The sequence below is a fragment of the Pseudolabrys sp. genome, assembly GCF_050250095.1.
In the GTDB taxonomy this organism is placed as follows: Bacteria; Pseudomonadota; Alphaproteobacteria; order Rhizobiales; family Xanthobacteraceae; genus Pseudolabrys.
In genome coordinates this window covers 408510-423423 of record NZ_JBFWPH010000002.1, presented here as the reverse complement: position 1 = coordinate 423423, position 14914 = coordinate 408510, and the positions used below count along the sequence as shown (strand labels likewise).

The 14914-nt window shown below is 65.4% G+C and carries 11 protein-coding genes; 4 read left to right on the top strand and 7 right to left on the bottom strand.

Going from position 1 to position 14914, the window contains the following annotated elements; all coding sequences use genetic code 11:
* Positions 1-160 precede the first annotated feature (160 nt).
* From AB7F10_RS07230 to cobA, 3 genes are all read right to left on the bottom strand, one after another.
* A complete protein-coding gene (locus AB7F10_RS07230; protein WP_428559156.1) occupies positions 161-580 on the bottom strand; it encodes a DoxX family protein in 420 nt (139 codons plus the stop codon).
* A 21-nt stretch (positions 581-601) separates the two neighbouring features.
* On the bottom strand, positions 602-1414 hold the full coding sequence (locus tag AB7F10_RS07225; protein WP_428559158.1) for an alpha/beta fold hydrolase: 813 nt from the start codon (positions 1412-1414) through the stop codon (positions 602-604).
* 78 nt (positions 1415-1492) lie between these two features.
* Positions 1493-2296 (bottom strand): uroporphyrinogen-III C-methyltransferase, encoded by an 804-nt coding sequence (cobA, locus tag AB7F10_RS07220; RefSeq protein ID WP_428559160.1) that lies wholly within the window; start codon positions 2294-2296, stop codon positions 1493-1495.
* Between the two features lie 158 nt (positions 2297-2454).
* Between cobA and AB7F10_RS07215 the strand changes: the two genes are divergently transcribed.
* Positions 2455-4131: a GMC family oxidoreductase gene (locus AB7F10_RS07215; RefSeq protein ID WP_428559162.1), complete on the top strand. Its 1677-nt coding sequence runs from the start codon at positions 2455-2457 to the stop codon at positions 4129-4131.
* A 32-nt stretch (positions 4132-4163) separates the two neighbouring features.
* Positions 4164-5687, top strand: a complete 1524-nt coding sequence (tcuA, locus tag AB7F10_RS07210; protein WP_428559164.1) for an FAD-dependent tricarballylate dehydrogenase TcuA — start codon at positions 4164-4166, stop codon at positions 5685-5687.
* Here the strand turns inward: tcuA and AB7F10_RS07205 are convergent.
* From AB7F10_RS07205 to AB7F10_RS07190, 4 genes are all read right to left on the bottom strand, one after another.
* Entirely contained in the window at positions 5684-8959 is a 3276-nt protein-coding gene (locus tag AB7F10_RS07205; protein ID WP_428559166.1) for an error-prone DNA polymerase, read from the bottom strand. The two genes, tcuA and AB7F10_RS07205, sit on opposite strands and share 4 nt — an antisense overlap.
* 8 nt (positions 8960-8967) lie before the next feature.
* On the bottom strand, positions 8968-10509 hold the full coding sequence (locus tag AB7F10_RS07200) for a DNA polymerase Y family protein (RefSeq protein ID WP_428559168.1): 1542 nt from the start codon (positions 10507-10509) through the stop codon (positions 8968-8970).
* Entirely contained in the window at positions 10421-11203 is a 783-nt protein-coding gene (locus AB7F10_RS07195; RefSeq protein WP_428559170.1) for an ImuA family protein, read from the bottom strand. The genes AB7F10_RS07200 and AB7F10_RS07195 overlap by 89 nt, the downstream gene beginning before the upstream one ends.
* A 115-nt stretch (positions 11204-11318) precedes the next feature.
* Entirely contained in the window at positions 11319-12050 is a 732-nt protein-coding gene (locus tag AB7F10_RS07190; protein ID WP_428559172.1) for a GntR family transcriptional regulator, read from the bottom strand.
* Positions 12051-12207: 157 nt separating this feature from the next.
* On the opposite strand from AB7F10_RS07190, the gene AB7F10_RS07185 reads away from it, so the two are divergent.
* Together AB7F10_RS07185 and AB7F10_RS07180 are read left to right on the top strand one after the other, a co-directional pair.
* On the top strand, positions 12208-13776 hold the full coding sequence (locus AB7F10_RS07185; RefSeq protein WP_428559174.1) for a hypothetical protein: 1569 nt from the start codon (positions 12208-12210) through the stop codon (positions 13774-13776).
* A 76-nt stretch (positions 13777-13852) separates the two neighbouring features.
* Positions 13853-14914, top strand: coding sequence for a C4-dicarboxylate TRAP transporter substrate-binding protein (locus AB7F10_RS07180; RefSeq protein ID WP_428559176.1), 1062 nt, complete (start codon positions 13853-13855; stop codon positions 14912-14914).

Genomic DNA, 14914 nt, shown 5'->3' with positions numbered 1-14914 from the left:
GGCGTTAATCGGCCAGGGCGCGACAGTAATAGTGCTGCCCACCGCAGCCCACAGGGGCAAACGCATCTCGTTCGCCCGCTTATCGCCTTACCTTTGTTTGAACGCGAATGCCCGGTGCATCACGACATTCACATTGCGAAAGCCGTCGGCCGCCGCTCCGCTACTTACGGACACCTCTGGGCCATGACGGCCACAGCGCGCCGGCGCCGGCGCCGAGCATCGCCTGCGCGACGCACAGCACGACGAGATAGAGCGGAAACTCCCAGCCGCCGTGTTGCGCTTCGAACAGCCAGCCGTTGCCGGAATGCACCCACAACGCGCCAAGCACGACCGGCAGAAGCGCGAGCGCGACCCATCGCGTCTGGATGCCGAGGACGAGCATGACGCCGCCGATCGTCTCGGCCGCGGTTGTCGGATAGGCGAGCCAGCCGGGGAACCCGAGCGCAGCGAAGAAGCGCGCCGACCCGTCCATGCCGATCGTCCAGAACTTCAGGACGAAACCGTGCGCGAAGAACATCACGCCAAGCGCGACACGCAGGAGAAGGACACCGTACTGCTGAAGATCGTGAGCCGGCGGCATCTCCTTCTCCCTTCCTATCCGTCAGCCGCCGCGCGATGCGCGGCTCGCCATGCCTGCTTCGCCGTGGTCCCACAGCATTCGGTTAGCGAATTCGGCGACCGCCGCAAGGGTTCGCTCCGGCTGTGAACGGTGCGGCACATGCCCCGCGTTCGGAATCAGAACGGCATCGACCGGGCAATAACATTCGGTCTCCGCGATCCGCACCTGTTCCATTGTGCTGTAGGGATCGTCCTCGCTTTTGACGAACAGGATCGGAACACGGATGTGGCTGAGTTCACCGGCCAGGTCGAATGCGCGGAAGCGCGGGTCGAGCCACATGCCGCTCCAGCCGTCGAACATGGCGTCGACATCGGCGTGGTGGCGCGCGAGCTTGTCGCGCAGATCGGTCGTCCGGAACGTGCGGGTGATCTCCCGAATGGCGGCGATGTTCTTGTCTTCGACGTTGAAGTGCGGCTCGATCAGGACAAGTCCGCGCACACGATGGTCCTGAACGCTGCCGGCATAGATTGCCGCGATCGAGCCACCGTCGCTGTGGCCAAGCAGCAGGCCCCGCCGGAAACCGATGGCATCGAGCAGCTTCGGCAGCACGTGATGTGCCTCGCGATGCATGTCGTCGACCGGCTTCGGTTGCGGCGCGGGCGAAGACCGGCCGTGCCCCGCGCGCGAGTAAGCGAACAAGCCTGCGCCGGTCGCATCCGCGATCCTCTCGGGGAAATCACGCCAGATGCTGACGCTGCCGAGCCCTTCGTGCAGCATGACAATGGTCGGCGCTTGCGCCGCAGGCGGTCCCCACCACCGCCCTTCAAGCGAAACGCCATCGATATCGACATTCATCTGGACTGTCTCCGGCCGAGCATTATCGCGCTCAGACGCGTCGCCGCAAGCCGTTGCATTATGGTGCAGCAGCGGCGACTACCCGCCGCGCGATTGCGCCGCCTGCAATAGCTGCTCGCGCACCGTCACGATGTCACCGACGACGAAGATTATCGGCGTCGGAATATCGGCGGCATGCAGATCCGCCTCGGCGCGGGCGAGCGTCGAGATTAGAATCTGCTGATCGGCCATCGTGGCGGAGCCGATCGCCGCCACCGGCGTCTCCGCCGCCAGCCCGCCCTTCATCAGTTCCGCGGCGATCGCACCGAGATTTTGCACCGCCATATAGAGCACAATCGGCGCGCCGGTTTTTGCGAGCGCCGCCCAGTCGTGACCGGCGACATGATCGGCGCCGTAACCGGCCGCGAATACCAGCGCGCGATTGACGCCGCGCATGGTCGCCGGAATGAGCGCCGCCGCCATCGCACCCAGCGCCGAGGTGATACCCGGAACGATTCGAAACGGAACGCCAGCCTGCGCGAGGGCTATCGCCTCCTCACCGCCGCGGCCGAATACGAGCGGGTCGCCGCCTTTCAGCCGGAGCACGCGCCGCCCCTCACGAGCGAGTTCGATAAGACGTTTTGAGATGTCGGCCTGCGCCGACGACGGCTTGCCCGCGCGCTTGCCGGCGAATTCAAGCCGCGTTTGGGGACCGGCCATCGCCAGCACGCGCGGATCGATCAATGCGTCATGCACGACGACGTCGGCCTGCGCGAGGCCGGCAAGACAATCGAGTGTCAACAGGCCCGGATCGCCCGGCCCCGCACCGGCGAGCCAGACATGACCCGGCTCCAGCACTGGCGCACCTGGCCGCATCATGGCGAAATTCGTGCTTTCGTTCATCGGATATTGTTCGAACCTGCCGGGCCGACTGCCCGCCGAATCTATCCTTACCCGATGTTGCCACGGCCGGTCTTGTCTGTTCTTTCGCGGGCTCGAAACATCCTGCCCGCAAATCGTCTATCGTCCGGCGAAGGCCAGGTCGCAACGGCAGACAAAGAATGGACAATCCTGACTTTCTGATCGTCGGTGGCGGCAGCGCCGGCGCGGTGCTGGCGTCCCGCCTGTCGGAGGACCCGCAAACGCGCGTGCTGCTTGTCGAGGCCGGCCGCGATACGCCGCCGGATGCAACGCCCGACGACATCACCGACACCTTTCCACGTTCCTCGCTTAACCCGGCCTATTTCTGGCCGGACCTCCAAGCCAGACGATGGCGCGACGAGCCGCAGCGTCCGTTTCCGCAGGCGCGCATCCTCGGCGGCGGCTCGTCCGTCATGGGACAATGGGCGCTGCGCGGCGTTCCCGCCGACTACGACGCATGGGCCGAGGCCGGCGTGTCCGGCTGGAGCTGGCGCGATGTGCTGCCCGCCTTCCGCCGGCTCGAAGACGACGCCGACCGCGACCGCAGCCAGAGCGAGCCCGGGTGCTACCCGATCCGCCGCGCGCCGCGCGAGGAATGGCCCGCTTTCGTCCGCACGATCGAGGGCGCTGCGCGGCGGTCGGGCCTGCGCGAGATCGCTGATATCAATGAGCAGCCGGGCGACGGCTTCTTTCCGATGCCGGTCAGCCAGAGCCTCACCGCTCGCTCTTCGAGCGCAAGCTGCTACCTTACCGCCGAAGTACGCCGCCGCCCGAACCTCGCCGTGATGTGCGAGGCGCAGGCGCTCAAACTCGTTTGCGACAGCGGACGGATCGCCGGCGTCGTCGTGCGCCGGGGCGCCGAAACCCGAACGATCGCCGCCCGCGAGGTGATCGTCAGCGCCGGAGCGATCCATTCGCCGGTGCTGCTGATGCGCTCGGGCATCGGCCCCGCCGGCGATCTCACGCGCGCCGGCGTCGCCACGGTTCTGGACCGGCCCGGCGTCGGCCAGCGGCTGCAAAACCACCCTTATCTTCATTTCGCGGTCACGCTGCCGCCGCGCGTACGGCTCGCCGCGCGCCTCCGGCACTTCGCCATCGCCGGCATGCGACTGTCGTCGAACGAGCCCGGCGCGCCGTCGAGCGACCTTTTGCTGTTCACCACCGGTCGGGTCAGCGCCTATGCATTCGGGCCTGACGTCGCGCTGGTCGGCGCGGCGCTCTACGCGCCGTTCTCGCGCGGCGCGGTGACACTGACGAGCGCCGACCCCGACACGCCGCCGCGGATCGACTTTCGCCTGCTGGAAGATCCGCGCGATGCGCCGCGGTTGTTGAAGGCCGCACGTTTCGCTGAGCGACTGCTGACGGATTCAGCGGTCGCCGGCGATTACAGCGACGCCTTTCTGCTGCCGCCGGCAATGGCTCTCAACCAGTTCAACAAGCCGGGTCTCATCGGCATGACTCTGGCGACGGCGGCAAAGCTCGCGCTCAACGCACCGGGACCGATCACGCGAACCATCATCAACAGCATGATCCGGCCCGGACGCTGGTTCGCCAACCGCAGGCGTCAGACGGCGCTAACCGATGCCGAAATCCTCAACGCCGCGGTGCCGATGGCGCATCCGGTCAGCACCTGCGCGATGGGCCATGCCGACGATCCGATGGCAGTCGTTGATGCGCAATGCCGCGTCACCGGTTTCGCCAATCTGCGCGTCGTCGACGCCTCGGTAATGCCGCGCGTGCCGAGCGCCAATACCAACCTACCGACCATCATGGTGGCGGAACGCGCCGCTGCTATGATCCGCGCGCGACGCACCTGACGCTGCCTTTTGTTCGAGGCCATGCACCGAAGATGACCGAAGCCGCACGCCATGCTCCGCTTCCGCCGACCGCCGATGTCGTCATCGTCGGCGCCGGCAACGCCGCCTTCTGCGCCGCGCATGCCGCCGCCGAGCGCGGTATTTCCGTCCTCATGGTCGAATGCGCGCCGGAAGAAGAAGCCGGCGGCAACAGCCGCTTCACCGCCGGCGTGTTTCGCTGCGTCTATGACGGCGTCGATGACCTGCGCGCCATCATCCCGGACCTCACCGACGCCGAGATCGCCAATACCGATTTCGGCGTCTACACGCAGGACGCCTATTTCGACGACATGGGCCGCGTCACCGAATACCGCACCGACCCCGATCTCTGCGAGGCGCTGGTGACGCGCAGCAAGAACACCATGATCTGGATGCGGCGCAAGGGCATCCGCTTCGTGCCGATCTGGGGCCGCCAAAGCTACAAGGTCGGCGATCGGCAGAAATTCTGGGGCGGCCTCGTCGCCGAAGCCTGGGGCGGCGGACCCGGCCTCGTCGAAACGCACACCGCCATCGCCAAAAGATCCGGCATTGCGATCGCTTACAGCGCCCGCGCATTGTCGCTGATCGCCGACGACGACGGCATCAGGGGCCTGCGCGTGCGCCACAACGGCCGCACCGTCGAGATCAGGACCGGCTGCGTCGTGCTCGCGGCCGGCGGTTTCCAGGCCAATGCGGAAATGCGCACGCGCTATCTCGGCCCCGGCTGGGATCTCGCCAAGGTGCGCGGCACCCGCTTCAACACCGGCGACGGAATCAAGATGGCGCTCGACATCCGCGCCATGCCGGCCGGCAACTGGTCGGGCGTCCACGCGGTCGGCTGGGACCGCAACGCGCCGGAATTCGGCGATCTCGCAGTCGGTGATGGCTTCCAGAAGCATTCCTATCCGTTGAGCATCATGCTCAATGCCCGCGGGGAACGCTTCGTCGACGAAGGCGCGGACCTTCGCAATTATACCTATGCCAAATACGGCCGGGTGATCCTGATGCAGCCGGGCCAGTTCGCCTGGCAGGTGTTCGACGCCAGGACCATTCCGCTGCTGCGCGACGAATACCGCATCAAGCAGGTCAGCAAGGTGCGCGCCGACACGCTGGAGGAATTGTGTGCGAAGCTTGACGATGTCGACGCCGCTCGCGCACTCGACACCATCAAGGCCTATAACAAAGCCGTGCGCACCGACATTCCGTTCAACGCCAGCATCAAGGACGGCCGGCGCACGCAAGGCCTCGCGATCGACAAGTCGAACTGGGCGAACCTCATCGATCAGCCGCCATTTGAGGCCTATGCGGTGACCTGCGGCATCACCTTCACCTTTGGCGGCTTGAAGATCGATGCCGCGGGCCGCGTGCTCGACACCGACGGGCAGCCCATTGCCGGTCTTCACGCGGCGGGCGAACTGGTCGGCGGACTGTTCTACTTCAATTATCCGAGCGGCACCGGGCTGATGGCAGGTTCGGTGTTCGGGCGCATTGCGGGCATGACGGCGGCCGATCGCGCAGTCACCTTGAAATCCACTTAATGGAAGTTCCGCCCCTTCGGCATCACGGCGACGACCTCGCCGGCCGCTTCCGCAGGCACAGGGTCTTCCGACAGGCGGCGCAGCATTGGCGTCAGGTCTTCGATGTTGTCCGCCACGACATGAATGACGCCCTGCTCGTTCTGCAATGCGCCGGTCACGCTGACGAGCCGCGCGCCCAGCACCTGCGGCCGGAACGTCTCGAAGACACGCGGCCAGATGATGATGTTGGCGATGCCGGTCTCGTCCTCCATCGTCATGAAGGTGACGTTCTTCGCCGTGCCGGGCCGCTGGCGCACCAGCACGACGCCGCCGACCGTGACCCGTTGCCCGGACCGCGTGTGCGGCAGCCGCTCGTGGCGAAGAATGCCGCGCCGGTCGAACTCCGCGCGCAGGAACGACACCGGATGCGCCTTCAGCGATAAATGCAAGTGCCGGTAATCCTCGACGACCTGCTGGCCCGGCGGCATCGGCGGCAGGTCGGCGTCGGGCTCCAGCTCCGGCATCGCGACACGGGCGAACAGCGGCAGGTCGTCCTTGTCGCCGGCCCGGCGCAGCGCCCGCACCGCCCAGAGCGCATCGCGCCGGTCGAGACCGAGTGAGCGGAAGGCGTCCGCCGCGGCGAGCCGCTCCAGCGCCGCTGGCGGCAGGCCGGTGCGCAGCCACAGATCGCGCACGGAATCGAACCCGCCGCCACGCGCCTGCGCGATCGTCTCGCCATGCGCTTGCGAGAATCCCGCGACCTGCCGGAAGCCGAGACGCAGTGCGTGGCTGGCGCGGATCGCATCCTTCATCGAAGCATGGCGCGGGTGCAGGCGCTGCCCCGCCTCGGAACCGGTTTCCAGCGTGCAGTCCCAGTGCGAGGCATTGATGTCGACATCGCGCACCTCGACGCCGTGGTCCTGCGCGTCCCGCACAATCTGCGCCGGCGCATAAAAGCCCATCGGCTGGCTGTTGAGCAGCGCCGCCGCGAATACATCCGGGTAGCGGCACTTCAACCATGAGGAGACATAAACAAGATTGGCGAAACTCGCCGCATGGCTTTCCGGAAAACCGTATTCGCCGAAACCCTGGATTTGCCTGAAGCAGCTTTCCGCGAAGGCAAGCGCGTAGCCGCGTTTCGTCATCCCTTCGATGAACTTCTTCTCGAAAGAATGAATGGTACCGACCCGCTTAAAGGTCGCCATGGCGCGGCGGAGCCTGTCGGCCTCGCCCGGCTCGAACTTCGCCGCGACGATGGCGATGCGCATCGCCTGCTCCTGAAACAATGGCACACCCAGCGTCCGGTGAAGCACGTCCCTCAGCTCGTTCGGATCGCCGTAGTCCGGCGACGGCGACGGGTAGCTGACGAGACCCGGATTGGCGCGGCGTTTCAGATAAGGATGCACCATCTTCCCCTGGATCGGCCCCGGCCGGACGATCGCGACCTCGATGACGAGATCGTAGAACTTTTCCGGTCGCAGCCGCGGCAGCATCGACATCTGCGCCCGGCTTTCGATCTGGAACACGCCGAGCGTGTCGGCGCGCTGGATCATCCTGTAGACGTCCGGGTCTTCGTCCTGGATCGAAAGATCGCGCGCGACGCCATAATGATCCCGCAACAGCGCGAAGCTTCGCCGCAGGCAGGACAGCATGCCAAGGCCGAGCACATCGACCTTCAGCAGCCCCAGCGTTTCGAGGTCGTTCTTGTCCCATTCGATGACGGTGCGGTCTTCCATCGCCGCGTTCTCGATCGGCACCACCTCGTCGAGCCGCGACCGGGTGATGACGAAGCCCCCGACATGCTGCGACAGATGCCGCGGCGCGCCGATCAGCTCTTTCGCAAGCGTCAGTACCCTTTCCAGCCGCGGATCGGAGGTGTCGAAGCCCGCACGCCTTGCCTCGTCATGGCCGACGCCCTTGATCGACCAGCCCCACAGTGTGCCGGCAAGCTTGCCGATCATGTCGTCCGACAGCCCGAACACTTTGCCGACATCGCGGATGGCGCTGCGGCCGCGATAGCAGATCACCGTGGCGGCAAGCCCGGCGCGCTCGCGCGTATAGGTTTCATAGATGTACTGGATCACCTCCTCGCGCCGCTCGTGCTCGAAATCGACGTCGATATCGGGCGGCTCGCGGCGCTCCGCCGAGACGAAACGCTCGAACAGCAGGTCGGCCGTGTCCGGATTCACCTCGGTGACGCCGAGGCAATAGCAGATCACGGAATTCGCCGCCGATCCGCGCCCCTGACACAGGATATTGACGCCATCGCTGCGCGCGAAGTTGACGATGTCATGCACGGTCAGGAAGAACGGCGCATATTCCAGCTCGCCGATGATCCGCAATTCCTCGTTCAGAGCGTGGCGCACCTTGGGCGACATGCCGTTGGGAAAGCGCCGCCGCGCGCCCTCCTCGGCGAAGGCAACCAGCGCTTCCTGCGGCGTCGCATAACCTTTCCGGGTTTCCTCCGGATATTCCGTCTTGCGCAGTTCATCGAGCGAGAAACGGCATCGGTCGAGGAACCGCGCCGTCTGCGCGACGGCGTCGGGATATTTGCGAAACAGCCGCGTCATTTCCTGAGACGGCTTCAGATGCCGTTCGGCATTGGCCGCCAGGCGCTTGCCGGCTATGTCGATGGTGACGTGCTCGCGGATGCAGGTGACCACGTCCTGCAATTCGCGGCGTTCCGGCGCATGATAAAGCGCATCATTGACCGCGATCAGCGGCACAACATGATCGCGCGCGATTTCGGCGAGCTGCGCCAGCCGCCGCGCATCGTCGCCATTGTAGAGGATGCTGCCGCCGAGCCAGAGCGCGCCGGGCGAGGCCGCCTTGCCGAGACGGGTCAATAACTGGCCGAGTGCGACAGCATCGATCCGATCCGGCAGCACGATGAGATTGAGACCCGCGATGAAGTCGAGCAGGTCGGGCAGGCTGAGGCTGCATTCGCCCTTTTCCGCCCTCAGCTTGCCGCGCGACAACAGCCGCATCAGACAGCCCCAGGCCGCGCGATCTTGTGGGTAAGCGAGGATGTCCGGCGTTTCGTCGTTGAATACCAGCCGCGCGCCGACAACCACCTTGAATGGTGAAGATGGCCGCCCCTCCTCCTTGTCCTCCGCCTGCCATTCACGCTGCGCGGCATGCGCGCGCACCACGCCGGCGACGCTGTTGCGGTCGGCGATGCCGATCCCGGCCAGACCAAGTTCCTTCGCCTTCAACACCAGTTCTTCCGGGTCTGACGCCCCGCGCAGGAAGGAGAAATTGCTGGTGACGGCAAGTTCTGCATAACCGGGCATGGCAAACCTCACGCAAACAGGCCGTGTAGGAACCAGCGCGGCTGCGGCGTCTCGCGGCCGTATAGCCCTTCGCGGTAGAGCCATACGCGCAATCCGTCGCGGCTTTCGATGCGGAAGTAATCGCGCGTGAGCGCACGTCCCTCCCCGTCGCGCCACCATTCCATCGCAATGCGTTCCGGCCCTTCAGAGACGGCAACTTCATGCAGCACGCGGCGCCAACGGAAGCGCACTGGCGGTCCGTCCGGCACTTCAGCCACCGCTTCAACCGGCTCCGGCCGCTCGAACAGCCGCAACGGCCGCACTGGCGCGAGGCTGTCCTGACGCACCGACGCGGCAGCATAAGCACCGCGCAGGCGCTGTGCCGGCACGGCGGCGGTGGCGAGTTCCGGAATATGGGTGTCGCGCGGCACCGGCCGCGTCAGCCGCTCCGCGCCGAACCGCGCGCTGAGACGATCGACAAGATGCGCGAACTCGGTCTCGTGATCGGCCCCGCCGAATCCACTTTGCGTCGGATCGAGCCGCTCGGACGCGAGCGCCGACAGGCGGATGACGTCATATCCGAATCCCGGATCGCATTCGTCGCCGATCGCATTGAGCCGTTCGACGAACAGGCGACGGATACGCTCCGGATCGCGCAACGGCTCGCTGGTGCCCGCCGCGATCCGGTGAACCTTGCCGTCGGCGCGGAACAGCGTCACGAGCAGCCGCCGCGCGCCCTCACCGTGACGCTCAAGCACAAAGCCAAGCTCATGGGCGAGTTGCGCGATGGTCGCAAGCACATCGGATTGCAGCGCGATCGGATCGGGAAACCGCCGCTCTACGACACAGGACGGCAGCGGCAACCGTGGCCTGATCGGCTCTTCTTCATGGCCGAACGCCTGGTCGAGCCGGCGCAGGAAGTGCTGGCCGAACCGCGCCGCCAGCGAGGCCCGCGGACGGGCCGCCACATCGGCGATGCGCTTGAGGCCGACTTGCGCCAGCGCATCGACCGTATCGCTGTCGATGCGCAAGGCGGAAAGCGGCAACGGCAGCAGCGCATCGCGCGTATCCTGCCCTCCAACCAGCCGCCTTTCGCCACAGCGCGCCACCGCCCAGGCACAGCCGACGGTGCTGGCGACACCGGTGCGAGTCTTAAAACCCTGACGCGCGAGCCGCACGACGATATCGCGCATCATCTCCTTCTCGCCGCCGAACAGATGCGCGCAACCGGTGATGTCGAGCAACAGGCCGTCCGGCGCGTCGAGACCGACCAGCGGCGTATAGCGGTCGCACCAGTCGGCAACCGCTTCGAGGAAGGCAAGGTCGGCTTGCGGATCGTCCTGCTCAACCTCGATCGCCGGATGCATCGCGCGCGCATCCGCAAGCGACTGGCCTGCTTTCAGGCCGAGCGCCGAGGCAGCGTCGTTCATCGCGCAGAGACGCAAGGCGGACTTCACCAGCGTGACGACGACGCGCGGCGCGTCATCCAGCGCGGGCGAGCGGCGCGCGAGCCGGTCGGTCGGCAGCCGGGGCAGCCAGAGCGCCAGATAGCGCCGAGAAGGAACGATCATGGTGATTCCACGCGACAATCCAGCGGCCGAGCGGGCCGCGGCGGTTCTTGGTGAGCGAGAGCGAGAAAGCGGATTGTCCGAGCCCGCCGAAACGATCGGGCCGGCTTGCCGCGCCCGCGACCTCCCAGCGTGTTTCCGCCGCGCTGGTGAGCGCCGATGCGCGGTAACGCAGCAGGAATCCGAAACCGCCACCCTCGCGCGCAGCGAGCATCAGCCGCCGCGTCGCGGTGAGATCGGCGGCCGGTCCGTCATTCGGCAGTTCGGCGATGACACAGCCAAGCGCTGGGCAGCGCAGCGCCTCCTCCATCGCCCAGAACGCATCGCGCGCCTGCGCGACCCGCAGCATCAGCACCCGATCGAGTGGCAGGCCGAACGCGGTCAGCCCGTGGCCGTAAAGGCCACCGGCCTCGCCATCGACATAGCCGGACCCGATCCAGAGCGTCCGCTTGTTTGCGTTCATCTTTGCCGCGAGCGCGAGCACAAAGCCGGCCGCCGCGCCCACATGCAGCGGCGCAGCCGGCGCAATCTCATGCAGCGCACCGGCGTTCAGTCCGCCGTCCAACACGGCGTCGATGCCGTGGCAGGACAAGATGAGCGGCTTCGCCCCGCCGCCCAGTGGACAGACATGGTTTGCTTCGATCGCGGCGACGTCGCGCCGGAGACGGTGAAGCGTGGCAGTTGCGTTCGCAGCCACCGCTCGATCCTTCCAGTTTTATGTTCATGTTTTGTTCTTATCGATTCCAGACCCCTGCCGGACTGTCAACCGGGCTGAAAATCCCTTTTTTGCCAGAGGCTTGATTAGGTGGCGGTCAGAGCGACATCACCAGTTCGACGCCCGGAATACGCGGCATGATGGTGCCCCGTTTCATCGCGTCGATATTGGCGCGCTTGTTGCGCCCGCTCGCCAGCGCGTGCTCGCGCATCCGCGCCGCCGCCCGCTCGCCCTGCCGATTCAGGATCGCGTCGAGAATGGCGTGGTGGTCGTCGTGCGAGAGCTTGATCTGGCCCTTGCTGCGGTCGGGATCGGTCTGGTCGAACACGATGGCGACCGACGACACCAGCGGCCGGCGAGACAGCTGCGCCACCGTTTCGGCGATGGTCGCATTGCCGGACGCCTCGATCAGCTCGCGATGGAACATGCCGTTCAATTCGATCCAGCGGACGCGCGCCTCCAGCGCCTCGAAGCCGCGCGTCAGGATGCCGTCCATTTCCGCGACGGCCTCGTGAAGCACCGCGGCGGCGGTGCCATCGAGCCCGCGTTCGGCGGCAAGCCGTACCGCCATCGCCTCCACCTCGCCGCGCACCGCGATCGCGTCCGTCACTTCGTCGAGCGAGATACCACGCACCCGAAAGCCGCGATTGGGTTCGCGCCGCACAAGGCTTTCCTGCTCCAGCACGCCGAGCGCGAGGCGGATCAGCGTGCGCGAGCCGCCGAACTGCTCGGCGAGCGACACCTCGGGCAGCCGCTCGTTGAAGGCGAAAGCGCCGGACAGGATGCGCTCGCGCAGTGCGTGGGTGATCTGGTCGAGTTGCGTCGTCATCGGAATTGTCCACCTATCGCAGTATATTGCATGCAATAGGCCACTTATATCCCTCATTTACTGCTACTTCGGGGTTGATAACCACAAACTTGCATGCAATCAAGGGATCGAAGTTCAAGACCGCCATGAAGGCGGCCGGACGAAAGGGAGACGCACCATGCTCGACCGTACCGGCAAACCCCGGATCATTCCCGGCCACCCGCGTTTCGCGACGCCGCCGCTGGCGGCGAGCCGGCCGCCACGCTGCCCGCCTTTCGTCGAGGTAACGAACTCCGACCAGTTGCTCCCCTATCTCGAGCATGTCGCGAAGCGGCCTTACAACCACGGCCTCAATGCCTGCTGGGATCTGAAGGAAGGCGAGCGCGTCCTCCTGCGCGTCGACAACTGGCACAGCGATCTCACCATCGAGGCCTGCAAGAAGATCCTCGAGAAGTACAAGGTCAAATACGAGATCAAGAAGATCGACCGCGGTCCGGTGCCGCAATGGGTCGGCTCCGACGAAGTCGATTACTACCTGTTCCGCACCAAGGAACTCGCCGAGTGGATGGACTGGTGGGAAGAGGAAGAGAAGAAGCAGCAATACGACAAGATTCTGATGGGATACGGCGGGCCGGTGCTCGCCGAGCGCTACATCAAGATCCAGCGCATGCCCTTCATCACGCCGGAAATTCTCGCCTCGCCGGCGCATGCGATGCCGATCGAGGTGCTCAACGCCATCGACCGCTGGACCTGGGATCGCGTGCGCACGGCCAAGCGCGCCCGCATCGTCGATCCCGAAGGCACCGACATCGAGTTCACCAACCACCCGGAATATTGGGACAGCAAGCGCGAGTTCTATGATGCGGGCCTCACCAGCGCGACCTGGACCGGCAACGAGCACTTCGGCAAGCAGTACCTGCCCGGTCACGTCACCGGCCGGCCGTGGATGTTCCATCCGACCAAGGAAGACGGCAACGGCGTGATCGCCGGCACGACCAACCACATCGCGCCGGTCGACTGGACGCAGCTCGTCGTCGAGAACTCCAAGATCGTGCAGATCAACGAGGGCGGCGAGTTCGGCCGCAAGCTGCGCGACGTGATGGAGCAGACCAAGGACCTGCAATACCCGGGCTTCCCCGGCAAAGGCATCATGTACTGGTGGGAAGCCTCGATCGGCACCAACCCGCACATCCACCGCCCGCGCAAGGATTTCCCGTCGGGCTTCGTCAACTGCCTCTACGAGCGCGTCCGCTCGGGCGTCATCCACATGGGCTTCGGCACCATCATTTCCTCGATGGCCGAACGGAAGGCCGCGCGCATGGGCCACCTCGTCGGCCACTGGCACGTCCATCTCTACTTCCCGACCTACACGCTGGAGCGCGAGGGTGACAACGAGACGCTGATTGAGAACGGCCGCCTCAAGGCGCTCGACGATCCGAAAATCCGCCAGCTCTGCGCGAAATACGGCGACGTCGATCTCTGGCTCGACGAGTCGTGGAACCCGGCAGTGCCCGGCATCAACATGCCCGGCGACTACTGGGATCATTACGCCAGGAACCCGTTGCACTGGGTGAAGACGGAACTCGAAGTCTGCCGCAACTACCATCCGATGTTCATGAAGATGGTCGGCGCCGACGGAAAATACTGCCACGGTGCCGGCGCCGAATGGTGGAAGGGCGGCTGCTGCTCGCACAGCGGTCACTCGGCCTCCGCGCTGCCCGGCAACTGCTGCGGACACGATCACTGATGTAATTGAACGAGCGAAACACGGCCGTCCACACAACAGAACAACGGGCGGCCGCGATAAAACGGGAGGAGGATCAATGAAATTTGTCCGTGTCGCCGCCTGCGCAGCGGCCATAGCGATGTCGTCGGCTGTTGCCGGCAGCGCCTGCGCCAAGACATTGCGGTTTGCCGAGTTCGGTCCCAATCGCGGCGACCGCGCCGCTGCCGTCCAATGGCTCGCCGACGAGATCAAGAAGCGCTCCGGCGGCTCGCTCGAGATCGAATTTCACTGGGGTGGCGCGCTCTTGAGCACCAAGGCCATCCTGAAAGGCGTTTCGGATGGCGTCGCCGACATGGGATCGATCGTCGGCTTCCTGACGCCGAAGGAATTGCGCGTCTACAATCTGGGAGACCTGCCGGTCGATAATTCGGACGAGTGGGTCGGCCTGCGCGCGATGTACAAGCTTTCGACCGAGAACGCCGCTTTCAAAAAGGAGTTCGACAAGGCCGGCGTCGTCTATGTGACGAACTTCACCACCGGGCCGATCCAGCTGATCTGCAAGAAAGAGATCAAATCGCTCGCCGACCTGAAAGGTCTCAAGGTCCGCGGCTCCGGTCCCTACGGCAAGGCGATGAGCGACCTCGGCGCCGCCGTGCAGGGCATGGGCCAGCCCAAAGTATTCGAAGCGCTCGACTCCGGGTTGATCGAGTGCAACCAGAACTACTATTACGCCATCAAGGCCTACAAGCAGTACGAGGTCGCGCCCTACGTCACCGAGTTGAACTGGGGCGCCAACATGTCGTTCGGCATCGTGATGAACAAGGCGACGTTTGCGAGCCTGACCCCGGCCGAGCAGAAGGCGATCACCGAGGCCGGCTCCGCCTTCATCGACCACTTCGCCAAGGTGATGATCGAAGGCAAGGAGAAGGACAAGGCGGCAATGATCGCCGGGATCGGCGGCAAATCGATCAAGCTCGTCGATTTCCCGGCCGCCGACCGCACCAAGATCCTCGACGCCGGCAAGAAATACGTCAACGAATGGGCGGCATCCGCAAGCAAGGAAGGCCTTGACGGAAAAGGTATTCTTGCCGCCTACGAGGCGAATATCGCGGAATTCGCGAAGATCAAGGCCTCCAAAGGCTATCCCTGGGGCAAGTAG